The sequence below is a fragment of the Pseudomonas sp. FP1740 genome (assembly GCF_030687165.1).
In the GTDB taxonomy this organism is placed as follows: domain Bacteria; phylum Pseudomonadota; class Gammaproteobacteria; order Pseudomonadales; family Pseudomonadaceae; genus Aquipseudomonas.
Genome location: NZ_CP117461.1, coordinates 2,747,287 through 2,773,977, shown reverse-complemented (window position 1 = coordinate 2,773,977; position 26,691 = coordinate 2,747,287). Strand labels below are relative to the sequence as shown.

General features: G+C 60.1%; 25 protein-coding genes. 15 read left to right on the top strand and 10 right to left on the bottom strand.

Annotated features, from left to right (window positions below; all coding sequences use genetic code 11):
- Window positions 1–23: 23 nt before the first annotated feature.
- The 3 genes from PSH69_RS12610 to PSH69_RS12600 all read right to left on the bottom strand — a co-directional run bounded on the left by PSH69_RS12610 (window position 24) and on the right by PSH69_RS12600 (window position 3,631).
- Window positions 24–1,244, bottom strand: a complete 1,221-nt coding sequence (locus PSH69_RS12610) for a helix-turn-helix domain-containing protein (protein ID WP_305412289.1) — start codon at window positions 1,242–1,244, stop codon at window positions 24–26.
- A 268-nt stretch (window positions 1,245–1,512) separates the two neighbouring features.
- Entirely contained in the window at window positions 1,513–2,682 is a 1,170-nt protein-coding gene (locus PSH69_RS12605; RefSeq protein WP_305412287.1) for a Gfo/Idh/MocA family protein, read from the bottom strand.
- Between the two features lie 25 nt (window positions 2,683–2,707).
- Window positions 2,708–3,631, bottom strand: a complete 924-nt coding sequence (locus PSH69_RS12600; RefSeq protein ID WP_305412285.1) for a TIM barrel protein — start codon at window positions 3,629–3,631, stop codon at window positions 2,708–2,710.
- A gap of 222 nt (window positions 3,632–3,853) precedes the next feature.
- On the opposite strand from PSH69_RS12600, the gene PSH69_RS12595 reads away from it, so the two are divergent.
- The 12 genes from PSH69_RS12595 to PSH69_RS12540 all read left to right on the top strand — a co-directional run bounded on the left by PSH69_RS12595 (window position 3,854) and on the right by PSH69_RS12540 (window position 15,804).
- Window positions 3,854–4,873, top strand: coding sequence for a LacI family DNA-binding transcriptional regulator (locus PSH69_RS12595; RefSeq protein WP_305412823.1), 1,020 nt, complete (start codon window positions 3,854–3,856; stop codon window positions 4,871–4,873).
- 56 nt (window positions 4,874–4,929) lie between these two features.
- Window positions 4,930–5,229 carry a hypothetical protein gene (locus tag PSH69_RS12590; RefSeq protein WP_305412283.1) on the top strand — a complete coding sequence of 100 codons (300 nt, stop codon included), beginning with the start codon at window positions 4,930–4,932 and terminating at the stop codon, window positions 5,227–5,229.
- A gap of 64 nt (window positions 5,230–5,293) precedes the next feature.
- Window positions 5,294–5,620: a hypothetical protein gene (locus PSH69_RS12585; protein ID WP_111455092.1), complete on the top strand. Its 327-nt coding sequence runs from the start codon at window positions 5,294–5,296 to the stop codon at window positions 5,618–5,620.
- A gap of 171 nt (window positions 5,621–5,791) precedes the next feature.
- Entirely contained in the window at window positions 5,792–6,172 is a 381-nt protein-coding gene (locus PSH69_RS12580; protein WP_019580252.1) for a RidA family protein, read from the top strand.
- A gap of 225 nt (window positions 6,173–6,397) precedes the next feature.
- Entirely contained in the window at window positions 6,398–8,074 is a 1,677-nt protein-coding gene (locus PSH69_RS12575) for an MFS transporter (protein ID WP_111455093.1), read from the top strand.
- Window positions 8,075–8,453: 379 nt separating this feature from the next.
- Complete coding sequence (locus PSH69_RS12570) at window positions 8,454–8,816, top strand: hypothetical protein (RefSeq protein ID WP_111455094.1); 363 nt, start codon at window positions 8,454–8,456, stop codon at window positions 8,814–8,816.
- A gap of 243 nt (window positions 8,817–9,059) precedes the next feature.
- Window positions 9,060–10,433 carry a glutamine synthetase family protein gene (locus tag PSH69_RS12565; RefSeq protein WP_305412281.1) on the top strand — a complete coding sequence of 458 codons (1,374 nt, stop codon included), beginning with the start codon at window positions 9,060–9,062 and terminating at the stop codon, window positions 10,431–10,433.
- A gap of 7 nt (window positions 10,434–10,440) precedes the next feature.
- The gene (locus tag PSH69_RS12560; protein ID WP_305412280.1) at window positions 10,441–11,832 is read left to right on the top strand and encodes an aldehyde dehydrogenase family protein; all 1,392 of its coding nucleotides are present in this window, start codon (window positions 10,441–10,443) and stop codon (window positions 11,830–11,832) included.
- A gap of 3 nt (window positions 11,833–11,835) precedes the next feature.
- Window positions 11,836–12,996 carry an iron-containing alcohol dehydrogenase gene (locus tag PSH69_RS12555; protein WP_305412279.1) on the top strand — a complete coding sequence of 387 codons (1,161 nt, stop codon included), beginning with the start codon at window positions 11,836–11,838 and terminating at the stop codon, window positions 12,994–12,996.
- A 109-nt stretch (window positions 12,997–13,105) separates the two neighbouring features.
- Window positions 13,106–13,333, top strand: coding sequence for a hypothetical protein (locus PSH69_RS12550; RefSeq protein WP_305412278.1), 228 nt, complete (start codon window positions 13,106–13,108; stop codon window positions 13,331–13,333).
- 212 nt (window positions 13,334–13,545) lie between these two features.
- Window positions 13,546–15,261, top strand: coding sequence for an amidase (locus tag PSH69_RS12545; RefSeq protein ID WP_305412277.1), 1,716 nt, complete (start codon window positions 13,546–13,548; stop codon window positions 15,259–15,261).
- 270 nt (window positions 15,262–15,531) lie between these two features.
- On the top strand, window positions 15,532–15,804 hold the full coding sequence (locus tag PSH69_RS12540; protein WP_305412274.1) for a DUF2790 domain-containing protein: 273 nt from the start codon (window positions 15,532–15,534) through the stop codon (window positions 15,802–15,804).
- Window positions 15,805–15,852: 48 nt separating this feature from the next.
- Here the strand turns inward: PSH69_RS12540 and PSH69_RS12535 are convergent, their stop codons facing one another.
- The 5 genes from PSH69_RS12535 to PSH69_RS12515 form a co-directional block, all read right to left on the bottom strand.
- Window positions 15,853–16,800 carry a LysR family transcriptional regulator gene (locus PSH69_RS12535; protein ID WP_305412273.1) on the bottom strand — a complete coding sequence of 316 codons (948 nt, stop codon included), beginning with the start codon at window positions 16,798–16,800 and terminating at the stop codon, window positions 15,853–15,855.
- 68 nt (window positions 16,801–16,868) lie between these two features.
- Window positions 16,869–17,819, bottom strand: coding sequence for an aldo/keto reductase (locus PSH69_RS12530; protein WP_305412271.1), 951 nt, complete (start codon window positions 17,817–17,819; stop codon window positions 16,869–16,871).
- Between the two features lie 31 nt (window positions 17,820–17,850).
- The gene (locus PSH69_RS12525) at window positions 17,851–19,341 is read right to left on the bottom strand and encodes an efflux transporter outer membrane subunit (protein WP_305412269.1); all 1,491 of its coding nucleotides are present in this window, start codon (window positions 19,339–19,341) and stop codon (window positions 17,851–17,853) included.
- 19 nt (window positions 19,342–19,360) lie between these two features.
- On the bottom strand, window positions 19,361–20,845 hold the full coding sequence (locus PSH69_RS12520) for a DHA2 family efflux MFS transporter permease subunit (RefSeq protein WP_305412268.1): 1,485 nt from the start codon (window positions 20,843–20,845) through the stop codon (window positions 19,361–19,363).
- Entirely contained in the window at window positions 20,845–21,972 is a 1,128-nt protein-coding gene (locus tag PSH69_RS12515) for an HlyD family secretion protein (protein WP_305412266.1), read from the bottom strand. Before PSH69_RS12515 ends, PSH69_RS12520 begins: the two co-directional genes overlap by 1 nt.
- Window positions 21,973–22,231: 259 nt before the next feature.
- Between PSH69_RS12515 and PSH69_RS12510 the strand changes: the two genes are divergently transcribed.
- Window positions 22,232–22,858: a TetR/AcrR family transcriptional regulator gene (locus PSH69_RS12510; protein ID WP_305412265.1), complete on the top strand. Its 627-nt coding sequence runs from the start codon at window positions 22,232–22,234 to the stop codon at window positions 22,856–22,858.
- A gap of 8 nt (window positions 22,859–22,866) precedes the next feature.
- The gene (gene mug / locus PSH69_RS12505) at window positions 22,867–23,406 is read left to right on the top strand and encodes a G/U mismatch-specific DNA glycosylase (RefSeq protein WP_305412264.1); all 540 of its coding nucleotides are present in this window, start codon (window positions 22,867–22,869) and stop codon (window positions 23,404–23,406) included.
- Here mug and PSH69_RS12500 read toward each other — a convergent pair.
- A complete protein-coding gene (locus PSH69_RS12500) occupies window positions 23,318–24,268 on the bottom strand; it encodes a helix-turn-helix domain-containing GNAT family N-acetyltransferase (protein ID WP_305412822.1) in 951 nt (316 codons plus the stop codon). The genes mug and PSH69_RS12500 overlap by 89 nt on opposite strands.
- A gap of 128 nt (window positions 24,269–24,396) precedes the next feature.
- Window positions 24,397–25,302, bottom strand: coding sequence for a LysR family transcriptional regulator (locus PSH69_RS12495; RefSeq protein ID WP_305412263.1), 906 nt, complete (start codon window positions 25,300–25,302; stop codon window positions 24,397–24,399).
- A 109-nt stretch (window positions 25,303–25,411) separates the two neighbouring features.
- Between PSH69_RS12495 and PSH69_RS12490 the strand changes: the two genes are divergently transcribed.
- A complete protein-coding gene (locus tag PSH69_RS12490; RefSeq protein WP_305412262.1) occupies window positions 25,412–26,677 on the top strand; it encodes an SGNH/GDSL hydrolase family protein in 1,266 nt (421 codons plus the stop codon).
- The last annotated feature ends 14 nt before the right edge of the window (window positions 26,678–26,691 follow it).

Below are 26,691 nucleotides of genomic sequence, written 5' to 3'. Positions count from 1 at the left end.
TCACTGGGGTAGTGAAGAGGATGCTAATCACTGGGCAGCAACGCCGTGAGTAACAATCCCGTCGCGAATCCGGGTACCGGCGGGAACATCCAGCGACGGGCCCGGCCGTGACCGAACGACTGCACCTTGCCGGTCGCCGCCAACATGTCGAGGGCTCGTTGCACGGTGCGCTGACTGGCGCCGAGCGCCAACGCCAGGGCCGAACTTGACCACGACTCGCCGTCAGCGAGGAAGGCGAGCAGCGTCGCATGCGGTTCTTCGACAGGCCGCGCCAGCACCACGACGTCAGGCGCAACCCGTGGCACCAGTGCAAACCCTCGTGGGGTCGCGATCACGTCGGCAATCAAGTGCAGCGCCCCGCGCAGCCGCCCGAGTTCGACGCGCAACCGTGCGCGATGGGACTCATCCGCGTGCTTCATCCGAAAGGCTCGCGCAATCAGCGCTTGCCTCGGCACGTCGGCGGGCCACGCTTCACCCAGCGCCCGGGCGAGCGCAAACAGCACCGGACGCCGGGCAAGCGAAACCGACGAGCCTGCGTCGCGCACGACGTACCGGCAGGCGTCCACCACCAGCGTGGGGGATGCCAATAACGCTTCAATCTCATCAAGCAGCAGCGGCTGTTCCTGCCCACCGATAATCAGCCGCGCCGCTGGCGTATCGAGGATATGCCAGGCGCTTTCGACCTCGGCGGTGAGTGCCGCAATGCCCGCGTGCTGCGCGGCATGCTCGGCCCGAACAAGTGCAGCACGCGCCGCTTTCGTTTGCAGACGACGCATCGCGATGCCCGCCAGAACCAGTTCGTAAGCAGCCCTCGACGCGGGCAGTAATGGCGTCGGGTCGAGTTCGGCGAGACGGCCCTCGGCCTCGTCGAGATGCCCGATCAGCAGCAAGCGGCGAATCTCGAGATAGCGCGCATGGGCGGCGTTGACCCAATCGCCGTGTGCCTGAAGCGTCGCCCGCGCGGCGTCGAGCGCCTTCACCGGCCAGTTCAGGTCACGCGAGGCCAGCGCGATCTCGGCCTCGGCGACGACACACCGCGCGCGCGCCAAGGCCTCCTTCGCACCGAACGCCCGCGCGGCACTTCGCACCAGCGCCTTCGCCCGCACAAGGTCACCCAGTTGCGCCATCGCGATGCCTCGAAGCGCGAGTGCAGGCGCGTCGTTGCGCAAGGCGATGCGGTTCAGCGCGCCGAGCGGATCACCCGCCGCGAGCGCACGCGCTGCTGCGGTGATCAGCGAATCCATGTGAACTGCGTCACGTGTGACCCCCACCGTCCGATGTTCGCTGATCAGTCTATCTCACGACTGCTCAGCCGCACGCCGATCTGCCAGGGGTACCGCTCACTCTCTGTAGCAGCTGCCGAGCCTGCGAGGCTGCGTTCGGCGGCGAAGCCGTCGCAAACCCTGTATACAAGGTTTTCCTGACACACCGCGATATCTGATTTCACGACTGCTGCGCAGCCGAACGCAGCCTCGCAGGCTCGGCAGCTGCTACTGAGAGTGCGTCCGTTACTCAGTAATCGACCCACACCCCACCCAGGTCCGCGGAATGGACGCAGCGCTCGACCCAACGCACGCCTTCGACACCGGCATTGATGTCTGGATAACGCAGCGTTGCCAGTTGTTCATGATCACCACGGTTGGCGGCGTCCATGGCCAAGGCGAAACGGTAATAGAGGTTGGCCCAGGCATCGAACAGCCCTTCCGGGTGCCCGGCACCGATCCGGTCATCAAGCAACGCATGGGGATGCAGATAACCCAACCCGCGCTCCAGCACCTGGGCTGGTTTACCCTGGACTTCGAATGACAGCTGGTTCGGCCGCTCATCCCACCATTCAAGGCTGGCCCTGGAGCCGATCACCCGAATTTTCTGGCCATGCATGGATCCGGCGTTCACCGCGCTCGACCACACACTGCCCATGGCCCCGCCTTCGTATTCCATCAGTGTGTAGGCGTTGTCCTCGAGTGGTGCGCGGCTTTTGACAAAGCTCTGGCGTGTGCACAACAGCCGTTTGATCTTGAGCTCGGGCAGCATGACTTCCGACAGGTACAGCGGATGAGTGCCAACGTCTCCCAACACATAACTGGGGCCGGCGAGGCGCGGATCGACCCGCCATTTGGTCGCCTCGCTCTGCGCCTCGACTGCCTCACAGTGGAAGCCATGGGCAAACTGCATGTGCACCATGCGCACCTCACCCAACTCACCCTGGGCGATCATTTCCCGCGCCTGCTCGATCAACTGGTGCCCGGCATAGCCGTAGGTCACCCCCACCACCCGGTTTCGCGACAACGCGATTTCGCGCAGGGTTTGCGCCTCCTCAAGGGTGAAGCACAGCGGCTTTTCACAGACCACATGCAGCCCCGCTTCCAGAGCGGCCTTGGTGATTTCAAAGTGAGTGCCATTGGGCGTCGCCACGGAAATGGCCTGGATACCATCCGCCCGCCCGGCTTCGCCCTCAATCAGGCTGCGATAGTCGCCGTAGCAACGCTCGGGGTCGACCCCCAGTTGCACACCGAAGTCGCGACCGCGTTGCGGGTCCAGGTCGAAGGCACCGGCCACCAGTGCAAACGACTGGTCACGCAGGGCCGCCGAACGATGGATGTAGCCGATCTGACTGTCACGCCCGCCGCCCACCATCGCCCAGCGGATTGGTTGAGGAATTCGCTTGCTGCCATTGATCATCGAAAAGTCCTTCGCATGAGAGAAATCAGAAACCCGCCCGGGACAGGTAGTCACGGCTGGCAGCCACGTCGCGCAGGCTGCCATGGGCGTTACGTGGATCACGTTCTTGCTCGACCGTGATGTAACCCTGGTAACCGATCTCGGTGATCAGCTCGCGCAAGGCGCCGTAGTCGATGACACCCTGGCCGATCGGGCACATCACGCCTCTTGCGCACGCGGCGAAGAAGGTGATGTGTTCGCCCAGCACTTGATCGAACACGGCCTGATCGATGTCTTTGAAGTGCAGGTAATCCACGCGGTCCGCGTACTGGCGCAGGGTCTGCACCGGGTCCATACCGGCGTAGTACAGATGGCCGGTGTCCAGGCACAGGCCGGCCACTTCGTAGGGGATGTCTTCGACCAGTCGGGCCAGCTCATCAGCGAACTCGATGTAGCCCCCGGCGTGCGGATGAATCACCGTACGCACACCGAATTCCGTCCACGCCAACTCGGCGATGGCGCGGATGTGGGCCATCATGCCCCGCCAGGCATCGGGCGCCAGGCGCGGCGCGCGGTCAGAGTGGCCAGCGGCGTAGTCACGCTCCTCATGCCCCCAATCGATGACCACCAGACACGGCATGGCGAAACGTTGCCCCGGCTCCAGGGGAATTGCCGGCAACTGCTTGAGCAATCCGCAGATATTGCGGGTTTGATGCAGCAGGCTGGGCAGGTTGGCGGGGTCGACCAGATTGTCGAATATCGTACCGGCCACCACGTGCAGGCCGTGTTTGACCAGCACCGAGCCCACCGCATCGGCGTCCAGTGGCAGGTAACCGTATGGCCCCAATTCGATGCCGCGATACCCCGCTTGCGCCGCTTCGCCAAGAACCTGTTGCCACGCCGGCAGATGAGGATTGTTGACGTCGTCGACGCCCCAGCAACAAGGCGCGGTGGAGATGTGGAGGGTCATGTCAGGCTCCGGTGATTATTGTTATGGGTAGCGATGTTTCGCTGGGAGAAATCCTAAGGCGGGCAGGTCCATGGCTGCTATAGTCGGTCGGCGATACCTGTCAAAACCCGTCAAAAGTTTCAGATAGGCTTTCATTTCATGTCAGAGCATTCTCTTTCAGAGCACTCTTCGCCAGAGCATCCCTCGTCAGAAGCCGGCAACCCGCTCGGTCGTCGTGCAACCATGGAAGACGTGGCCTTGGCCGCCGGGGTGAGCCTGTCCACTGTGGACCGGGTGATGAACCTGCGGGCCAACGTGCGCGCCGATACCGCGCAACGCATTGCCGAGGCCGCCGCCCGACTGGGCTTCTACGGGCGTAATGTGATCGAACAACGAGTGCTGCAGCAGCGCCCGACCGTGCGCTTGGGGTTTCTGCTGCAAAAGCGTGGAGTGGCGTTTTATCAAGGGCTGGCCAAGGCCCTGGCCGAGGCGGCGACGGCCAGCGTGCGGGCCCAGGTTCGGGTGCTGATCCACTACATCGACGACCTGGCCCCGGCCGCCACCGCAGAACGCATTCTCAAGTTGCAGGGCGAAGTCGATGCCCTGGGCGTGGTGGCCGCCGACCATCCGGCTGTGCGCGAGGCCATGGCGCAATTGCGAGCGGCCGGCATTCCTGTGGTCGCCCTGGTGTCCGAGCTGAGCGCCTCGGCCGGCGCCGGTTATGTCGGCGTCGACAACCGTGCCATGGGCCGCACCGCCGGCTGGTTCATCAAGCACCTGGCAGCGCAACCGGGGCCAGTGGCCGTGATGGTCGGCACCCAGCGCTTTCAGTGCCAGGAACTGTGTGAAATGAGTTTTCGCTCCTTCCTGTCGGAACAACCCCAGGACTGGGAATTGCTGGCTACGCGCCTGACTCTGGAGGACGAGGAATTCGCCTATGCCGGCACGCTCGACCTGCTCACCAGCCAACCCGACCTGGTCGGCCTGTATGTGGCGGGTGGCGGTATCGAGGGGGTCATCAACGCCTTGCGCGAACTGAAAGCCCAGCACATCGCGCTACCCGTCGTGGTGTGCCACGACCTGACCCCCATCACCGGGACCGCCCTGCGTGACGGCATCGTTCAAGCCGTGCTGTCACACCCTGTCGAGGCGCTGGCGCAAACGGCGGTCAGGGCCATGGTGAATGCCGCGATAGATCCAGCGTCGGACAGCGCAGCGAAGTTCATGCTTTCGTTGCAGATTGATGTGGCTGAAAGTGTTTAGTGGTCGGCAGCAGGCCTAGAACATTCCGAGGTGCTTTGTCAGGAGAAAAACAAAAAATGAGCATGACAAAAAACAGCATTATTTCGGCAATAAAAATTATTGTCATATTCACTACCCTGATAAGCGGATCGTATGCAGTTGTCATCCCGGCATTTGCACCCACCTATAAGACCTACTACATTCTAGTCATCGGAATCGCCACCTCTGCATTGCTTGGAGGTTTTATCGGCTATAAAGCCCTGACAGATGAAATACGCCTCATCAAAATCGGCTTTGGTCTTTGCTATGCCACAGTCACAGCTATTTTTGTATTAGCACTTTCACTATTTATAATTTTAAACACTCGTGGAGCATGACTTGGAGCCATGCGCTACTTATCAGTCGACCGTGTTTATTGAAGCAATAAGATGAGCGTGCATCATGAGCGATCCAGATGAAATCGTTCGTACATTTGCCTTACAGAGAATTGCGAACCTCTTCAACATTTCCGTGGACCTTCTTAATGAAGAAGACGTATTTGGGGAAGACTTGAAAGCCACCCGTTCTTCCGGTCTATTCACAAGAAATGAATATGATGCAATTGAAGGCGACATTCTTGATGTATGCGACAGAGAGACGTACAAGACCATAAGCTCTGGCAACCTGACCATTTACACCGTCGGCGATTATTGTGACCACATGGTTCGTTGTTATAAACGCAAGCCAAAAGACGTTATTGCGACATTGAAAATAACCTCGCTCAGCTGACTACGTTGGGCGGCTGCCATGCCGCGGGGAGCACCCGCCTGCTTGCCTTCCGAGTTTTCGAGCTGATTCACGAACGGTCCGACGACGAGGCTGTAAACTGGCCGCGCAAAAAAAGGCGCTGCATCATTGAATACCCCGGCGCCCCTTCACCCCCACAAACAAGAGATCCCCATGGCAAACCACGACATCACGTTCCTCCCCGATCCCGACGCGGAATCCATCTCCTCCGACGTCGCCGGTTTCGGCGGCCTGCTGGTCTCCACTCAAATTCCTACCCGCGCCGACGGCAGCCTGGAGCTGGGCGACATCACCCTGCAAAGCGAGTGCACTCTGCAGGCGCTCAAGGTAGCGCTGGAGAACGCCGGCAGTTCCATGGACCGGGTGCTGCATCTGACCATCTACCTCACCGACATGGCCGACCGCGCCGCGTTCAACGAGGTCTACCAGCGCTTCTTTGCCAAGCCCTGGCCGGTTCGCGCCGCCGTGGGCGTGGCCGCGTTGGCGGTCGAAGGCATGCGCGTGGAAGTCACCGCGATGGCGGCCAAGGGCTAAATCCGCGAACGTGCCCGGAGGGAGTGGCCATCGCCGGGCACGTTGGCGAGTGGATATCTGCGCGAAGCCGATTATGCTTCAAGAAACCATGCAGCAATGCGAGGCCGTCAGCCTGTTCCTCTGCTTCGCGCAATTGGTAATCCGACGACATCAGCCCTAGGGCCTGGGTGCGGCAAAATTGATGAGGTACTCCGGCCTTCAACAAGAGCAAGACGGAGAAGACTCATGGCCGCGATTGACACTACAGCCACGGGCAGCACGCCCAACCGAGGGATCACCAAGGAGGAACGCAAGGTTATTTTCGCCTCGTCCCTGGGCACCGTGTTCGAGTGGTATGACTTCTATCTTTACGGCTCCCTCGCGGCGATCATCGCCAAGCACTTCTTCGCGGGCGTCAATGAAACAACCTCCTTCATCTTTGCGCTGCTCGCGTTCGCCGCAGGCTTCGCCGTGCGCCCCTTCGGCGCCATCGTGTTCGGCCGACTGGGCGACATGATCGGGCGCAAGCACACCTTTCTCATCACCATTGTGATCATGGGTGTCTCCACCGCTGTCGTGGGTTTTCTACCCGGTTACGCGACCATCGGGGTGGCGGCACCGGTCATCCTGATCACCCTGCGTCTGCTGCAAGGTCTGGCCCTGGGCGGTGAATACGGCGGCGCGGCGACCTACGTGGCCGAGCATGCGCCGAAAGGCAAGCGCGGCTACTTCACTTCGTGGATTCAGACCACCGCGACCCTCGGTCTGTTTCTTTCGCTGCTGGTGATCCTCGCCTGCCGCACCCTCCTCGGCACCGAAGCCTTCGAGACCTGGGGCTGGCGGATTCCCTTCCTGGTGTCGATCCTGTTGCTGATTGTCTCGGTGTACATCCGCTTGCAACTCAGCGAGTCACCGGTGTTCTTGAAGATGAAGGAAGAAGGCAAGTCCTCCAAGGCGCCGCTGACCGAATCCTTCGCCCGCTGGGAAAACCTCAAGATAGTGATCATGGCTTTGCTCGGCGGCACCGCCGGCCAGGCCGTGGTCTGGTACACCGGGCAGTTCTATGCGCTGTTCTTCCTGCTGCAGACGCTGAAGATCGACCCGCAGACCGCCAACTTTTTGATTGCCGGCTCGCTGCTGATCGGCACGCCGTTTTTCGTCGTGTTCGGCAGCCTGTCCGACCGCATCGGCCGCAAGGGCATCATCATGGCCGGGTGCATCCTCGCCGCCGTGACCTACTTCCCGATCTTCCATGCGTTGACCGAGTTCGGTAACCCCGACGTGTTCGCCGCGCAGGCGAAGAATCCGGTCACGGTGGTCGCCGATCCCACCCAGTGTTCGTTCCAGTTCGACCCGGTGGGCAAGGCCAAATTCACCAGTTCCTGTGACCTCGCCAAGACTGTGCTGGCGAAGAAGGCCATCCCCTACAAAAACGAGAAAGCCGCGCCTGGCGCCGTCGCGCAGGTGCGCATCGGTGACAAGGTCATCCCGAGTTTCGAAGGCACCGGCATGCCGGCCGCTGACTTCAAGACCCGCAACGACGCCTTCGTCGCCACCCTCGGCACCGCCCTCAAGGACGCCGGCTACCCCGAGAAGGCCGACCCGGCCAAGACCAACTACCCGATGGTGCTGCTGCTCCTGACCATCCTGGTGATCTACGTGACCATGGTCTACGGCCCGATCGCCGCCTGGCTGGTGGAGCTCTTCCCGGCGCGCATCCGCTACACCTCGATGTCGCTGCCCTACCACATTGGCAATGGCTGGTTCGGGGGCTTCCTGCCCACGGTGGCGTTCGCCATGGTCGCGGCCACGGGTGATATCTACTACGGGCTGTGGTACCCGATCGTGATCGCGGTGATGACGGCCATCCTTGGTACTTTCTTCCTACCGGAAACCAAGGATCGGGAGATTCATCACACGTAAGCGTTCAGGGCATACACCAACGGTGTTTAAGCCGGGTGTTTAAAGACACCCGGTGTTACTTCATCAAGGCTACAGCGCCTTGCGTCGTTGCCTACGACTGCGCCAGAATCCGCCGGCTTGTGCGCTTTGGGCTCGGGTTTTATCGTTTCCCGGTCACTGAAAAACAGTGATCGGGTTTGGTAGCCCGGTGTTTCCAGGCGCATAGCGCCACCTTTTACAGAGGTTGTTTTTCATCTCTGTTTTTATGGTGGCCATGCGTAGGGCTCCTTCGGGCGCGCCGGGTTCCTGGACCGGTCTACCAACCTGTGCATGGCCGCCACCCTTCGTTTGGTAGCAAAGGGTGATGGCTCCTCAAATAGTTTTTCCAGGAGTTTCATCCATGTTCAAACCTACACCCAATCCGCCTGCCACGGACCCGACATCCCCCTACGAATCCCTCGATTCAAAAAAACTCCACGAAGCCGCCGAGCGCGCCCTCGACCACTACCTCAACCCCGCCGCCCAAATCATGGCCACCACCCACGAACCCGAGCCCATGTACTTCGCCAACCCGAAGTACAACACCGAAGCCCTGCTGGCCAACGCCAGCGAAACACTCGGCTCGGCCACCCTCATGCTCAACAATTTCGCAGCGTTGCTGGAGACCTCACATCGCAAGACCCTGCTGGGCATTGCGCAAGTGGTCATGCTCGGTGAACTGGCGGTGAACCAGGCACTGGATCACGTGGAACCGAAGGAATAATCGACAGGTTCTTTGGCGAGGCGGTAGCGCCTCGCCACATTCAACACCACCCCCGCCAAGACGTCAGCAACAGACAAACCTCACCAGCCTCCGCTCACCGAAACTTGCGCACAGCAACAGTAGGCTAAGCTTTCAGCAGCTTATTGCTCACGATGCTCGCGTCTGCAGGTTTGGATTTTTTCTGGAGAGCGTCTGCAACAGCTATTTCAGACAGGTCCAGATCATTCACGCAGGACTGACGCGATGACCGAGCCCCTCCTCAGCTTCGAAGCACTCAAACGCGCCGCTGCCGCCGGCGAGATCGATACCGTGCTGGTGTGCATGGTCGATATGCAGGGGCGACTGGTCGGCAAGCGCTTCCAGGTCGAATTTTTCATCGACAGCGGCCACGAAGAAACCCACTGCTGCAATTACCTGCTGGCCGACGACATCGACATGGAACCGGTGCCGGGTTACGCCGCTGCCAGTTGGAGCAAAGGCTATGGCGACTTTGTGCTCAAACCCGACATGTCCACGTTGCGGCGTGTGCCGTGGCTGGAATGCACGGCGCTGGTGCTCTGCGATGTGCTCGATCATCACCACAGAAAAGACCTGCCCCACAGCCCGCGAGCGATCCTGAAAAAACAGGTCGAGCGCCTGCGCGAGCGCGGCTATACCGGCATGTTCGCCTCTGAGCTGGAGTTCTATCTGTTCGACGAAAGTTACCAGGCGATCCACGAGCGCAATTACCACCAGCCGAAGACCGCCGGCCATTACATCGAGGATTACAACATCCTGCAGACCACCCGCGAGGAGCCAGTGCTGCGGGCGATTCGCAAGCACCTGCAGGCCTGCGGCATTCCCGTGGAAAACTCCAAGGGCGAATGGGGGCCGGGCCAGGAAGAAATCAACATCCGTTATGCCGATGCCATGACCATGGCCGACCACCACGTCATCATCAAGCACGCCTGCAAAGAGATCGCGCAACTGCAAGGCAAGGCGATTACGTTCATGGCCAAGTGGCGCTATGACGCGGCCGGTTCCAGCAGCCACATCCACAATTCGCTGTGGGACAAGAACGGCAAAAAGTCACTGTTCTTCGACTCCAAGGCCGAGTTCGGCATGTCGAAGCTGATGCGCTCGTGGGTCGCCGGGCAGCTCAAATACGCTAACGACATCACCTGTTTTCTGGCGCCCTACATCAACTCGTACAAGCGCTTTCAGGCCGGCACCTTCGCGCCGACGCGGGCGGTCTGGAGCCGGGACAATCGCACCGCCGGCTTTCGTTTGTGCGCCGAAGGCAGTAAAGCCATCCGCATCGAATGCCGCATCGGCGGGGCCGACCTCAACCCCTATCTGGCCTTCGCCGCGTTGATCGCCGCAGGCCTGGCCGGGATCGACGAAAAGCTCGAACTCGCGGCGCCGTTCGAGGGCGATGCCTATGTCGATGAGCATTTGCCTGAAGTGTCGAAAACCCTGCGCGAGGCCTGCGCCGCCCTCAAGGCGTCGAGCATGTTGCGCGAGGCGTTCGGTGATGAAGTGATCGACCACTACGTGCACACCGCCGACTGGGAACAGAAAGAGTACGACCGACGGATAACCGACTGGGAACTGCAGCGCGGCTTCGAGCGCTATTGAGCACGCCATGACTGAGACCGTTCAACTTATCTCCCCGGTCGATGGCCGGGTCTATGCCGAACGCCGCCGTGCCGATGCGGTACAGATCGAGCAAGCCCTGACGGCGGCCGAAACCGCCCAGGCGCAATGGAAACGCCGACCTCTGAGCGAGCGTGCCGCGTTTTGCAGCGCTGCCGTGGACGCGATGCTGGCGATGAAGGATGAGATCGTGCCGGAATTGGCCTGGCAGATGGGCCGCCCGATACGCTTCGGCGCTGGCGAACTGCGCGGTTTCGAAGAACGTGCCCGGCATATGATCGCCATTGCGCCTGAAGCGTTGGCAGCGATAGAGCCCACGCCTGTCGCGGGTTTTCGGCGCTATATCAAACGCGAGCCGCTGGGTACGGTGCTGGTCGTCGCGCCGTGGAATTATCCGTATTTGACGGCGGTGAATACGATCATCCCGGCGCTGATGGCGGGCAACAGCGTGATCCTCAAACACGCCACGCAAACGCTGCTGGTCGGGGAGCGTTTCGCCGAAGCCTTTCGCCGCGCCCATCTGCCCGAAGGGCTGTTCCATAACCTGTTGCTCAGTCATGTCTATGCCGCGGCGATCATTACCTCCGGACGGGTGCAGCAGGTGAACTTCACCGGTTCTGTCAGCGGCGGCGAGGCCATGGAACACGCGGCCGTCGGAGGTTTCCTCAGCGTGGGGTTGGAGCTTGGCGGCAAAGACCCGGCCTACGTCCGGGCAGATGCCAACCTTGAGCATGCGGTGGAAAACCTGGTGGACGGCAGCTTCTTCAACTCCGGGCAGAGCTGCTGTGCCGTCGAACGGATTTATGTCGATGAAAAAATCTACCCGGCCTTTGTCGAGCGCTTCGCTGCCCTGACCCGTCAATACGTGCTGGGCAACCCGCTGGACGAAGCCACCACCCTCGGGCCAATGGTCACACCGGGCGCCGCTGAGTTCGTTCGCAAGCAGATCGCCGATGCCCTGGCACAAGGGGCCAGGGCGCTGATCGATCCAAAGGACTTCGCCGCCGGCCCGCCGGGCAGCGCCTACCTCGCGCCGCAGGTGTTGGTGGACGTCACCCATCACATGTCGGTGATGCGCGAAGAAAGCTTCGGCCCGGTGGTGGGCATCATGCCGGTGGCCAGCGACGACGAAGCCATCGCCTTGATGAACGACAGCGAGTTTGGGCTCAGCGCCTCGATCTGGACGCAAGACCTGGCCGCCGCCGAACGCATCGGCAACGAGATTGCCACAGGCACCGTGTTCATGAACCGCTGCGATTACCTGGACCCGGCCCTGGCCTGGACCGGGGTGAAGAACAGCGGGCGCGGCGTAACGCTGTCGCGCCTGGGCTATGAACACCTGACCCGAGCCAAATCCTTCCACTTGCGCCACGAGATCTGAGCCATGAGCCTGACCGCGAACTGGAACTACCCCACGAGCATCCGCTTCGGTGTCGGCCGCATCGCCGAACTGGTGGAAGTCTGCCGCAGCCAAGGGATCCAGCGACCGTTGCTGGTCACCGACAGTGGCCTGGCGCGTGCGCCGATCACCACGGCGGCGCTGGAGTCCTTGCGCGCCGCCGGCCTCGGTGTCGCACTGTTCTGCGACCTCAAGCCCAACCCCGTTGAAGCCAACCTGGCCGGTGGGCTCGACGCCTGGCGCGCCGGCAACCATGACGGCGTGGTGGCGTTCGGCGGTGGCAGTGGCCTGGACATGGGCAAGCTCATCGCCTTCATGAGCGGCCAGACCCGACCGGTGTGGGATTTCGAAGACATCGGCGACTACTGGACACGCGCCGACGAAAGCCGCATCGCCCCGATCATCGCGGTGCCGACCACGGCGGGCACCGGTTCCGAGGTCGGTCGTGCGGCGGTGATCATCGACGAGCGCACGCACACCAAACGCATCATTTTCCATCCGAAGATGATGCCGAAGGTGGTCATCAGCGACCCGGCCCTCACCGTCGGTATGCCGGCCAAGGTCACCGCCGGCACCGGCATGGACGCGTTTTCCCATTGCCTGGAATCCTACTGCGCTCCCGGTTTTCATCCCATGGCCGAAGGCATCGCGGTGGAAGGCATGCGCCTGGTGGCCAATGCCCTGGTGCGGGCAGTGCACACCCCTTCCGACCTCGACGCGCGCGCACAAATGCTGGCGGCGGCGGCGATGGGCGCCACTGCGTTCCAGAAAGGCCTGGGAGGAATGCACGCGCTCTCGCATCCGGTGGGCGCCCTGTATGACACCCACCACGGCATGACCAATGCCACGTTCATGCCGTATGTGCTGAAGTTCAATCGCCCGGCCATCGAGGAACGCATCACCCGTCTGGCGGCGTATCTGCGCCTGCCCTCCCCGGGCTTCGACAGTTTTATGGCCTTCGTCCTCAAACTGCGCAAGGACATCGGCGTGCCGCATACGCTGGTGGAGCTGGGGGTGGATGATCAGCAGGCCGACCTGATCGCCGACATGGCGATTGTCGATCCCTGCGCCGGCGGCAATCCGCTGCCATTGACACGAAATGGCGCGGCAGAAATTTTCGAAGCGGCTTATCACGGCCGTCTTTAGAGCTCCGCCGTCAGTCAAACCGCGAAACCTGTGGGCTGGCATGTCGAAAAAATCTCGAACTCAGACCCTATCGCTGAATCCAATGTGTAGGCCAACGGAGGTAAGCGAAATGAACAACGATAACAGTGTTAACGACGTCGAATCAGAACCAACCTCGAACACCCCGCCCACCGCTACATCTGATAAACCCGCCGATGTGGTCAAAAGAGAGCTTGAGGACAGCGACAGTGACCTCGACGGTGAAGATCAGGCCACGACTAAAACCCAGGAGCAGGAGGCTGAAGAGCTCCGTCGAAAAATAGCCGAGATAGAACGCAAGGTGGCGGATGGCAACTAGGCAAATACCCTTCACGCAGCCTCATCGGTTTCAGAGCGCAGAGGTGTTCGGCGAATGACAGAGGGCCATGAGTTCTCCGATACTGTCGCGTAATGCAGTGCAACGAGAACCGATATGAACCCCCATTTTGAGAGAAATGATGTCTCTGAGCCCAAAATCCAGCGCGATGGAAAGATTCACAGCGCCCCCCATCAACAGCCGGTGGTAACAGCATGATCGAGGTCACCGAGGTTTCCATTGCCGAGCTGCGTGCTGCGCTCGAGTCCGGCCGGACCACGGCGGTTGAGCTTGTGCAGGCCTATCTGGCCCGGATCGACGCCTACGACGGCGCCAACACGCCCACCGCCCTCAACGCGGTGGTGGTTCGCAACCCCGATGCGCTCAAGGAAGCACAGGCGTCCGATGCCCGTCGGGCCAAAGGCGAGACGCTGGGGCCGCTCGATGGCATCCCCTATACAGCCAAGGACAGTTATCTGGTGAAGGGGCTGACCGCCGCCTCTGGAAGTCCCGCCTTCGCCAACCTGATTGCTTATCGCGATGCGTTCACCATCGAACGGCTTCGCGGTGCCGGGGCGATCTGCCTGGGCAAGACCAATATGCCACCCATGGCCAACGGCGGCATGCAGCGCGGCGTGTATGGCCGGGCCGAGAGTCCTTACAACGCCGACTACCTCACCGCCCCTTTTGCCTCGGGTTCATCGAACGGCGCAGGCACCGCAACCGCCGCCAGTTTCGCGGCCTTCGGTCTGGCGGAAGAAACCTGGTCGAGCGGACGTGGCCCTGCCTCGAACAACGGTTTGTGCGCCTATACGCCTTCGCGTGGGGTGATCTCGGTGCGGGGCAACTGGCCGTTGACGCCGACGATGGACGTGGTCGTGCCGTTTGCCCGGACGATGGCGGACCTGCTCGAAGTGCTCGATGTGGTGGTGGCCGATGATCCCGACACACGCGGCGATCTGTGGCGGATGCAACCCTGGGTGCCGATTCCGAGCGTCGCTTCGGTGCGCCCCGTTTCCTACGGATCGCTGGCCGCGAAAAGCGATGCGCTGAAAGGAAAGCGCTTCGGCGTGCCTCGCATGTACATCAACGCCGATCCCGACGCGGGCACCAGCGATGCGCCTGGTATCGGTGGGCCGACGGGCCAGCGCATCAACACCCGCCCCTCCGTGATCGGGCTCTGGGAGCAGGCGCGCAAGACACTCGAAGCGGCCGGCGCTGAAGTGCTCGAGGTCGATTTCCCGCTGGTTTCCAATTGCGAGGGCGATCGTCCTGGGGCACCGACGGTGTTTAACCGGGGCCTGGTGTCCAAAGAGTTCCTACACCATGAGTTGTGGGATCTGACGGCCTGGGCGTTCGATGATTTTCTGCGAGCCAACGGCGATCCAAAACTCAATCGCCTGATCGACGTGAACGGGCCGCTGATTTTCCCCCACGACCCGGGGACGCTGCCCAACCGCGAGGGCGACCTTGCCGCCGGCATGGACGAGTATGTGCGGATGGCCGAACGCGGCATTACGCCGTGGAACCAGATCGACACGCTGCCGGATGGACTGCGCGGGCTGGAACTGACCCGTCGAATCGATCTGGAGGAATGGATGGATCGGCTGGGGCTCGACGCGGTGATTTTCCCTACGGTAGCCGACGTTGGGCCGGCGAATGCCGATGTCGATCCGAAGTCTGCGGACATCGCGTGGAGTAACGGGGTATGGGTTGCCAACGGCAATCTCGCCATCCGCCACCTGGGCGTTCCCACGGTCACGGTGCCGATGGGCGTCATGCCGGACATCGGCATGCCCGTCGGGCTGACATTTGCCGGCCGCGCCTATGACGACTCGACGCTGCTTCGCCTGGCTTCGGCGTTCGAGTCGACGGGGACGAAACGCTTGATCCCGCCGCGCACCCCGCCCTTGTCGGGTAGCCCAAAATAGAAAAATCGCAGGTTCCTGCAGAGGTTGAGTACACCCGTACCCATACCCTGTAGGAGCCTGCGATCTTTGGGCTATTCATGCGAAATCCGGCAACAGTGTTTGTCCAGTCGGCCGCTATTTGAAAGAAGTTCAAACACCTAACATCGTCTCTACCCAGTGAGCCAATAGCGTCAGTATCCATTAGCTCACGAGGTAGTCACTCGAAAATCCGAGATGAGCTTTACGATCATCCCGGCCCCCGAGTAAACCTTGGACGATACGGTGAAGATAATGAAAACTTTAAAAATTGCGGTTCTTCTGGCACTTGCCGGTATAGGCGTACACGCCTTTGCAGACGATGGCCATTCAACTAACGCGACCAGCAAGACACCTGTTGAGATCTACACGTACGAAACGAAGCTCGACATTAAGAAAGTCATTAGCCTCACAGAGATTCCGGACGAGTGCAAACCGGTCCCGGTACAAATGACCTATGAAGACTCCCACGATCAACGGCATATCATGCAATATCAAGTGATGGGCACTGGATGTTCAAACGGTTGAGTACCGTGCGGACGATGGAGGGTCGACACTCCACGCCTGCGGCGCAACTCACTCAAAAACTGATGTTTTTCCTGAGCCTACGATTTTTTCATCGGAGGCCAACATGCCCGGGATGTGATGTTTAAGAAACTCCACCCAAGTCTTTGTCTTCGCATCCACGAATTTTCGTGATGGGTATATCGCAAATAGATTCAACTCTTCAAGCCGATACTCCGGCAACACGCGCACTAACGTGCCGGCCCTGAGGCCATTGACCGCAGAAGCAATCGGCTGAATACCGATGCCCATCCCGTTTGTTATAGCGACGGTCATTCCATCAGCGGTGTTGATGTGAAAGGGAGACAAGGGGACATTGATTGACTCCGCGCCTTCAGGCCCCTCAAATGTCCAGTTTTCAACCGGCATTACCGTATTAACAATCCTCAGACAATCATGTGAACAAAGAGAACCCGGAGAGTCCGGGATTCCGCGTTTCTTCAGATAGGCAGGCGAGGCGCAGAGAATGCTGTAAGTGATGCCGAGCCGCTGAGCAACAAACCCCGAATCGGGCAGATCCCGCGCTAAAACAATCGACATGTCATACCCTTCCTCGAGCAAGTCGGGTAGCCGATTGGTCAGTGTCAAATCAAACATGACCGAGGGATGGGTCTCTCTGTATTTGGCAATGGCATCGATCACATAATGATTGCCGATGGCTGACATGGCATGAATTTTCAGCCTGCCCACCGGCATGGTATGAGCGGTCCCGGCTTCCTCATCGGCTTCACGTACCTCGTCAAGAATCCTCTCGCATCGTTGCAAATAGCGCGCACCGGCTTCGGTGAGCGCCAGGCGTCGGGTAGTGCGGTTAATCAGACGGGTTTGAAGCCTGGTCTCGAGGCTGGAAACGGCTTTGGAGACGTTGGTTGTCGTGGTGTCCAATAGCTCGGCGGCCGCCGTAAAACTGCCGCTCTGAGCAACAGCCATGAAAAACCGCATGGTCTGGAAAACGTCCATCGTTTTCACCTCAAGGGCGTGTATTACAGAGGGCCGGCCTTACAGAAGACCGCCCTCCTCGTTATGTGTCACTTCTTCCGTGGAATAAATCCAGGCACACCGGTTTCCACGACCGAGTTGAATCGTACCCTGGTCGTAATATCTTCCTTGATCTCAAGCATCGCCCTATGCGGCAGGGTGGAAATATCCAGGTTTTCCTTGATATGACTTGGTGTAGCGGACGTGGTCAAAAAAGCAACGCCCCGTTGTACAGACCAGGCCAATGCCACTTGAGCCGGAGTCTTCTGCAAGCGCTTGGCGATCCCTGTAATCACCGAATCTTCCAACACTTTCGGCTCCATGCCATGGCCCAGTGGCGCGAACGCCAGGAGGACGATTCCATGCTGTTTGCAGAACTCAAGCAGTTCCCATTCCGGCAGATAAGGGTGGGACTCAACCTGCACCACGGCAGGTTTGATCCGGGCCACTGCCACAATCTCTTTTAACGTTTCCAACGTGATATCAGACAAGCCGATTGCCTTGCAGCGGCCTTCATCCACCAGGCGTTCAAGAGCCCTCCAGGTCTCGATCAGTGTTACGCCGGAATCGTAGATGACGCGACCCTGTTCGTCTCTCGGGTCCTGATTCTCACCGGGTTGAAAGGCAAACGGCGTATGGATCAGGTAGCAGTCGATAGAGTCCACTTGGAGGCGGCGGCAGCTGGCCTCGAAGGTAGGTTTGACTCGCTCGGGACGATGGTTGGTGTTCCACAGTTTAGTGGTAATGAACACGTCCTCCCGGCGGATCTTGCCCGCCTCCAGCACCTCTTTTATCGCAGCGCCGACACTCTCCTCATTGCGATAGCGCTCTGCACAATCGAAATGGCGAAAGCCCGCTTCCAAGGCGTCCTTGACCGCTTGTGTGGTGACGCTGAGATCACTGAACAGCGTGCCAAACCCAACGGCCGGCATTTCACCTGAGCCGTGGTTCAGCGCAAACCGGGTATCGCGAAGTGCATCGTGAAAAGCTTCGTAAGACATCTCTTGACTCCAATGTTCGGGGCCGTAGCCGTTATTGATACGAAGGGTTATGTGCTTCGCGACTGGCAATCCGTTGCTCAAACGCGCCGACGGAATTACCACCGAGGGCTACATACAGCTGCACCGTGTCGAGATACTGCGCGGTCTTCACCCGGATTTGCCCCAGCAACGCTTGCTCGTAGGCTCGTTCCGTTTCCAGTACCTGGAGAATGCTGTTCTCGCCTTGCGCATAGGCTTGCTGGTTCAACCGAAAACTGGTTTCTGCAGCGCGTAACGCGTCTTCCTGCGCCAGGTTTTGCTCGGTGTCATGGTTGATCGCCTGCAACGAGTCCGCGACCTGGCCGAACGACTGAATGACCGTCTGCTGATAACCGGCGAGCGTCGCCTTGTAGCCGTCGACGGCAGCCTGACGTTCAGCCTTGAGCGTTCCGCCGTCGAAGATCGGCCCCGCCAACCCTGCAGCCAAACCCCAGAGCGCGGCACCGCCATTGCCGGAAGCGGCCTGTACCAGCGAGGCGGACAGCGTTACATGGGGATAGAGGTTCGCAGTCGCGACACCGACTGCCGCGCTGGCCATGTGCAGTTCCGCCTCCGCTTGCAGGACGTCCGGTCGGCCGTGGGCCATTTCCGAAGGCACACTCACCGGCACGTTGGCCGGCAATACGAACTCGGCAAAATCGAAGTCCGGCGCGATCCAGTCGCCAGGGCCTTTGCCCGTGAGAATCGACAGCGCATGGCGCGCGGCATCACGCTGCTGAGCGAGGGGCGGCAGCAGTGTGCGGTCCTGAGCCAGCCGGGTCTCGGCCAGCGAAACGTCGATCTGCGTGGTGACGCCACTGGCGTGTGCCCTGCGCACCAGGTCGAGGTTCTTGGCGTCATTGGCGAGCAACTTTTCGACGGCTGCCATCTGCGCGTTGGCAGACGCCACCAACAATGCCTGGCTGGCGACATTCCCCGTCAGGGTCAGGTACGCCGCTTCGTATCGATGCTTCTGAAGATCGGCAAACGCTTGCTGCTGCTCGATCCGCCGCTTGTTACCGCCGAACGCATCAAGGTCAAAACCGACCCGCGGCCCGATCGCGTAGAAATTGGAGATCGAAGGTTCTTTCGCATTGTGTACCCGCTGACGACCCGCCTGAGCGCCAAAGTCGACCTGCGGATAAAGCGCCCCCTCCGCCGCCGCGACGGACGACGCCGCTTGCCGGATCGTTGCATCCGCCGCCACGAGCTCAAGATTGCCCTCGATGGCGCGACGCACAACCTGGTCGAGCTTCTGCGAATGGAAGGCCGTCCACCAGTCACCGCTGACCTTTTGGCCAAGGTTGATGTGTTGCCCGCCAGGCTGGTTGCCGCCCTGGCCGAGACGCTGCTCGGCCTGTTGGTCGTAGTGCTGCGACAGGCTCGGCGGCTGCATTTGATAGTCGGGGCCGACGGTGCAGGCCGTCAGGAACGCAAGAACCGACACCGCACCGAACGTGGTTTTGAACGTCTGTCTGTTGATGAAGCGCGCATTGGATTTCATTGGGCAAACTCCACGAAAACTAGTTGGTCGGAACGGGCTTGCGAAGAAAGACAACCAGTGGACTGACCACCAGCATCGCCACCATCAACAGCTTGAATTGGTCGATCACCGCGATAAAAGCCGCCTGGCCGGTGATCATTTCGTTGAGCCCCGCCAGTGCTTGCAGGGACATTGGCACGGCATGCGCAGCGGCGCGATAAGGCGTCAGATGGCTGACCAGTGCCAGGTGCATCGCTTGCGTATTGTTGAAGAAGAAAATCTGCACGATCGCAACGCCGAGGGTGCTCCCGTAAACACGCGACAGATTGAAAAAACCGGTGCCTTCAGGGCGTAACTTGGGATCGAGCGTGCTGAACGCGATCTTGGTGAGCGACGGCATCAAGATGCCGATGCCAATCCCCTGGATCGCCCCGGCAATCGCCACCGGCGACCAGTCCATCAACGGCGAATAACCGAGCATCAGCCAGTTGGCGTAAATCACCACGGCCACGCCAATCGCCACGAACCACCGACGGTCGAAACGCTCGGGAACACGACCCATCAGCAGGAAAGCCCCTACCAGCCCCACACCACGCGGTATCGTCAGCGAACCTGTCGTATCAGGCGGATAGCCGAGGATCTCGTCCAGCATCGGCGACGTCAGTGCCATGGTCGACAACAGCACGAAACCCACGGCGAAAAAGATAATCGTCGACAGTACGAAGTTGCGGTCCTTGAACAGACGCTTGTTGAGGAAATGCACCTTCTCGCTCAACAGATGCACGGCGAACAGATACAGCCCCAACGCGCAGCCCGCCGCTTCCAGCCAGATTTCGGTCGAGGCAAACCAGTCAAGGCGTTCGCCGCGGTCGAGCAACATTTGCAGGCTGATCAACGCCAGCGTGAAGCTGCCGAAGCCGAAGAAATCGAACGACGGACGTTGCTCGGCCTTCTTCTCGGCAAGCAAAAGCGCCATCACCAGGAAGATGAATGCCGACAACGGAAGGCTGATGTAGAAGATCGGGCGCCAGCCGAAATGCTCGCTGACCCAACCACCAATGCTCGGGCCGCTGACGATGCCCAAGAGCACGATTGCCGTCCACGTCGCGCCAAATTTCGCGCGCTTCTCCAGTGGTAACGTCTCCATTGAGATCGCCATCGACAGCGGCGCCAGCACGCCACTCGCCAGGCCCTGGATAATCCGCGCACCGACGAACTCCAGCGGAGTCGTCGCAACTGTGGCGAGCAGCAATCCAAGGACGAAGAAGGCCAGCGCGGCTTGATAAACCCGCTTCAAGCCAAAACGCCCGGCGAGCCACTGCGCAACCGGCATGGTGATGGCGCTCGCCGCGAGGTACGAGGTGAATACCCAGCCTGCCTGGTCGTCAGTCATCGACAGACTGCCTTGGATAAACCTGAGTACCGCATTCGGCAACGGCAGGTTCGCCGACTGCATATAGGTCGCGAGCAGCGCGGCGAACCTTAATGCTCCCGCACCTTGAGGTCCGACAGGGTTGGCGTTCATCAGAAGTTACCTGCAGTCAACAGCGCCTTGAGCGGATGCCACCACGGCGTGTGATACCCGGTATCGACCTTGACCGTGGCGCTGGTACCCGAATAAAGCGGAAACGCAGGGTCGGCCTCGTCGAGTTCAAGGCGCACCGGTACCCGCTGGACAACCTTGACCCAGTTGCCGGTGGCATTTTCAGGCGGCAGCAAGGCGAAGTCCGATCCGGCACCGGGGCTCATGCTGGTCACGTGGGCTTTGAAAACGTGATCGGGATAGGTGTCGATGCTGATGGTTGCTTCCTGGCCGGGGCGCATGTGGGTCACCTGCGTTTCGCGGAAGTTGGCCTCGACCCAAATCTGCCGATCGGACAGCAGCGCAAAAGCCGGTGCACCGTTGCTGACATAGTTGCCAACCTGCAAATCGTCGACCTTGGCCACGATGCCATCGTCTGGCGCATACACCGTCGTGTACGAGAGGTAGAGTTGCGCCTCGTCCAACTGCGCTTTGGCCTCGCGAACTGTCGGGTGGTTATCGGCTTCGATATCTGGATTACCGTTCAACGCGACAACCGTGCTGGCGATCTGTTGCTCGATCGACGCGATGCGTTGCCGGGCCACTTTAAGGTCGGTGTCGGCGCGCTCGTAAATCGCCCGCGAGACGAACTCGGTAGCGACCAGCGCTTTCTTGCGGGCGAACTCGCGTTGATCGAAATCGGCCGACTCTTTGGCCGATTGCAGTTCAGCCTGCTGCTGGCGATAACCGGCCTTGAGCCCATCGATGCGCAGCCGAGCCACGCTCAGCTGTGCTTGCGCACGGTCAACTGCGATCTGAAACGGTTTCGGGTCGATCCGAAACAGCATCTGGCCTTTGTGAACCGGTTGGTTGTCCTCGACGGCGATTTCGACGACTTGTCCGGAAATGCGCGCGTTGATCGACGCCTTCGCCACTCGGGCATAAGCGTTATCGGTCGAAATGAACGCCTCGCCTGCTTGATAGCGGGCATAGCCCAGCGCTGCGAAGAGCACCGGCAAACCGACAATCAACAAGGACCGAAATTTCTGCTTGAACGGTTTTTTGATGGGCGCGTCAGGCCTTGCTTGTTCGAAGGTCTGCGTAGCCGGGATGTCGAACTGTTTAGTCATGATCGAATACACCTTTAACCGGGAAATCGGGCCAGCACCTGCGAGAATCGCCTGCGGCCCTGATGGCAAAAATTGCTGTGAGAAAGCAAACCCGTGCACGGTCAGGGAGGATCGCTCCACCGCACCGGTTTCGTCGCCGCAACACCCAGTTCGAGCTCCGCTACAACAAACCTGAATTCAGGAACTTCTGGTTCCTTAATTTTGTGCGATGATGTAAGAATATAGGGCAGCCCATCCTCACACAAGGATTTTGTACGACATGGCACAAAAAAAGATTACAGAGGGCAAAGGCCGAGGCCGCCCCCGCGCATATGACCCGCAGACAGCGCTGCAACAGGCGCTTGGGGTTTTCTGGAACACCGGATATTCCGGCGCTTCCCTGGATAGCATCGCCACCGCGGCCGGCATGAATCGCCCCAGCCTCTATGCGGCATTCGGTGACAAGCACGCGCTCTACATCAAGGCGCTCGAGCAGTATTGGGAATCTGCCTCCGCGGCCATGCAGGAAGCGCTTATGGACAAAAACCTGACATTGAAGCAGGCGCTGATGGGCTTCTATGAGGGGCAGTTGTCGATCTACTTCTCGGGTGAGGGGCAACCGCGTGGCTGCTTTGCGATCGGCACGGCGACGACCGAAGCCGTCGAGGATTCTGCAATACGAGAGGTTCTTGCGGACCGGCTCAGCCGGCTCGATGCCGATCTCGAAACGCGTCTGCGCGCGGCAGTCAGCGCCGGTGAGTTGAAAGACGATGTCGACCCAGCCGCCCTCGCCGTACTTGCATCATCCCTGTTGCATAGCATTTCGATACGGGCGCGGGCGGGCACATCCCGCACGGAATTGACGGAGCTTGTGCGCAATGCGGTCAACGTAATGTGCGGTGTATGAGGTGCAGGGTGGCTGAAGGACTCGAAGACATTCTCACCGAACGACTTGCGGTGATTTTTTGTGGCATTAATCCGGGCGTGACTGCCGCCGCCCAAGGCCATCATTTTGCGGGTCGAGGCAATCGCTTCTGGCGCACACTCCATCTCGCCGGTTTTACGCCTACAGAGGTGCGCCCGGAAAACGACCGGACGATCTTGCAGTATCAATGTGGATTAACCGCAGTGGTTGAACGGCCGACAGCGCGAGCGGATCAGCTGTCCGTGCATGAATTCACCGCTGCCGCCGCGGATTTTGAACAAAAGATCGCGCGCTATGCGCCACGCTTTGTGGCGTTTCTCGGCAAAGCTGCGTACAGCGCGTTATCCGGTCAACGGGAAATTGCGTGGGGGCTTCAGTCCAAGGCCTTCGGCTATGCCTCGGTCTGGGTCCTGCCCAATCCCAGCGGGCGAAATCGCGCATTCACGCAAGCTCAATTGGTGGATGCGTATCGCCAACTCCATTTAGCGGCCCAGCAACCGGGCCAGGTCGAACAAAACACTGTTCGATAACCGTTGCGCCCCACTGCTGGCCCTCCTGCTCCTGTTCCAACTTGAAGCCAAAGTCTTCATACAGTTTGCGAGCCACATCCAGGCCTTTGAACGTCCACAACCGCGTCGCGCAAAAGCCCTGTTCGTCACAGAATTTCATGGCTTCAGCCAGCAAGCGTTTGCCTGCGCCCTTGCCTCGCGCCGAGTCATCCAGAATGAAACAGCGCAGAAACGCTTCGCCGCCCTCGCCTTCACCGTCGATCGCGATGGAACCGACAATTCGCTGGCCATCCAACACCACCCAAACCTCGTTGCGTGGATTGTGCAAACGCCCCATCAACTCCGCCATGTCCGATGCAACCAGGCTTTCGAACGGCTGGCCGAAATTCGAATGCCGTGCGTAGTAGTCGGCATGCATTTGCACCATGCGGCCGATGATTCCGGGCCGGTAGCCCCGAGCGATCTCCAGCTGCGCGGGGGGCTGCGGCGCTGTACCGAGTCGATGGGCTTGCAGGGCGCCGGCATAGTTGGCGATGCCCTCACTCACCGCTTGTTGTTGTTCATTCGTCAGATAAACCATGGCAGCGTCCACCTGTTGCCTGGCGAACGAATCAATGGCTCGCAGGGTTTTCTTGCCCTGTTCCGTGAGTCGCAGCTTCTTGGAGCGCGCATCCTCCTCGTGTGGAATTTCTTCGATCTCGCCGGCCTCAATGAGCTTGCGCACCATCCGGCTCACGGTGGATTTTTCCAGGCCGAGAAGCTCCACAAGCTCCCCTGCTGTCAGCGCCCCCCGATCCCCAATCTCCACGATCGTGTGAACAAACGAAGGCGAATAGTCCGTCGCCGCCAGCGTGGTTTGCATGAACCCCAACTCGCGCACCATGAGGCGCGACGCCGAACGGACTTGGTTGATCAGGTCTGACTGGGCACGGGTCACGGCAAGCACCTCGAACAGAATGTGTATTTAGTTGTATAGCACAACCAAATACCCGTCAAATCAAGGGTGCTCCATCAAGACATGAAACCAGGCAACTGCCCTACCCGTTCGGCCAGATACTGCATCAGTAAACGCGTGCGCAGCGGGCGATAGCGGCGCTCGGGATAGATCAGAAAAGCGTCGTTCGTTGGGCCGCTCCAGTCGGGCAGCACCCGGACCAACTGCCCGCTTTCAAGCAGGTCGCTGACCAGCCAGGCCGGCGTGATACACAGCCCCGCGCCCTGCAGAAGACCGTCGCGAATGGCCAATGAGCTGTTGGTTCGATAGCGCCCCTGAGTCGTGACACTGACCTGCTCACCATGAGGGCCGTTGAGCTCCAGACGGTCGCCCGCGGTCAACCACGCAAAACGCAGGAAATTGTGTTCGCTCAAGTCCGCCGGGCTTTTCAATGGGGAATGGTTGCGCAGGTATTCAGGTGCGGCCACCAGATAGCGCGGTGAAGTCGCTATGCGTCGGGCAACGGCGTTCGGCGGCAGGCTGCCCCCCAGGCGCAGGGCCAGGTCGACGTTTTCCTCAGTGAGATCGACGAAACGATCATTGAGGATCAGTTCAACTTCAATGGCCGGATACTGCTCCATGAACGACAACAGCAACGCATTCAACCGCAACACACCGAGGCTGACCGGAACGTTGACGCGCAGAAAACCTTCGGGGCGTTCGGTCAGACCACGCACATCCGCAACGGCCTCGCCGTACTCTTCCAGCACGCCTTTGGCACGCTCGTAGAAACGCTTTCCCTGTTCGGTAGGCGTCAACCCGGTGGTGCCACGAATCAACAAACGGGCTCCCAATTGCTTTTCCAGCGCCGCGACCAGTTTGCTGACGGTGGGCTGAGTGCTGCCCAACTCACGCGCGGCAGATGACAGGCTTCCGAGCTCAATGGCACGGACAAAACAGTGCATCGCTTTAAGACTGTCCATGGGCATTCGATTCTGGAATGGGCTGTATGCAGCTTCCCCTTCTACCACACGTATTTTGAATAGACCAATCTGGCCTTCTTGAATCATTACCGCCCAAGGAGATACCTGGATGAAAGCCTTTCACTCGAGAATACCGTTACCTCTTGCCTTGACTGCCCTGCTTGCCGCAAGCCCTGTCATGGCGGCGGAAAACTGGGTCACCACTTGGATGGCCAGCCCTCAACCCACCTGGGGCAACGAACTGCCACTGCCCACGCGAATTCCGGAAGCGCTGACCGACAGCACCCTTCACCAGAGGGTGCGCATCAGCAGCGGCGGAAGCCGGTTACGGGTGGTGGTTTCCAACGAATATGGCAAGCAACCGCTGGTCATCGGTGCCGCGCGTATCGCCTTCGTTGAGGGCGTCGATCAGATTCGCGCAGGCTCCGGGCACAGCCTGAAGTTCAACGATCAGGAACAGGTCACCCTCGCCGTGGGTGAGACGCGGGTCAGTGACCCGATAGAACTGGCAGTGCCGGCGCTCAGTGAGCTTGCGATCTCTCTTTATCTGCCGCAGCACACGCCGTTGACGACCTTCCACTGGGATGGCAAACAAACCGCATTTATCGCCCCTGGCAAACACGTCGATGCTCAGCGGCTGGAAGGCAGCGAGCAGGTGGAGGCGCGGCTGTTTCTCAGCGACATTCTGGTGGATGCACCGCTCGACACCCGTGCCCTGGTGGTGCTCGGCGACTCGATTACCGATGGCAATGGCTCGACCCTGGACAGCAATCGACGCTGGCCGGACTTCCTCGCTCAACGCTTGGCCACGCAGAAGCTCGCGGTGCTCAACGCTGGGATATCCGGGGCTCGTCTGCTCGAAGATGGCATGGGTGTCAGCGCACTGGCGCGTTTCAAGCGCGATGTACTGGACAAGCCCGGAGTAAAAACGGTGATTGTGATGCTCGGCATCAATGACATCAGTTGGCCGGGCTCCTCCTTCGCGCCGAACGAACGCCTGCCAGTCAAGGAACAGTTGATTGCGGGCTATCGGCAACTGATCGATCAAGCGCGCCTGAACAACATTCGCATCATTGGAACAACCCTGATGCCGGTCGAAGGCGCCCTGGAGGGAACGATCGTGAAGAATTATCACAGCGCCGAGAAAGAACAACTGCGCCAGGCCATTAATGACTGGATACGTAGCAGCCACGCATTCGATGCCGTGATCGACTTCGATCTAATGACCCGCGACCCAGAACACCCAAGTCGCTTACTGCCGCCTATCGACTCCGGCGACCACTTGCATCCCGGCGATACCGGCAACAAGGCGATGGCCGAGGATATCGACCTGAAAACGCTTATGCTGCGCCGGCGACCTCAACCCGGCGGATGATCCGCAAAATATAG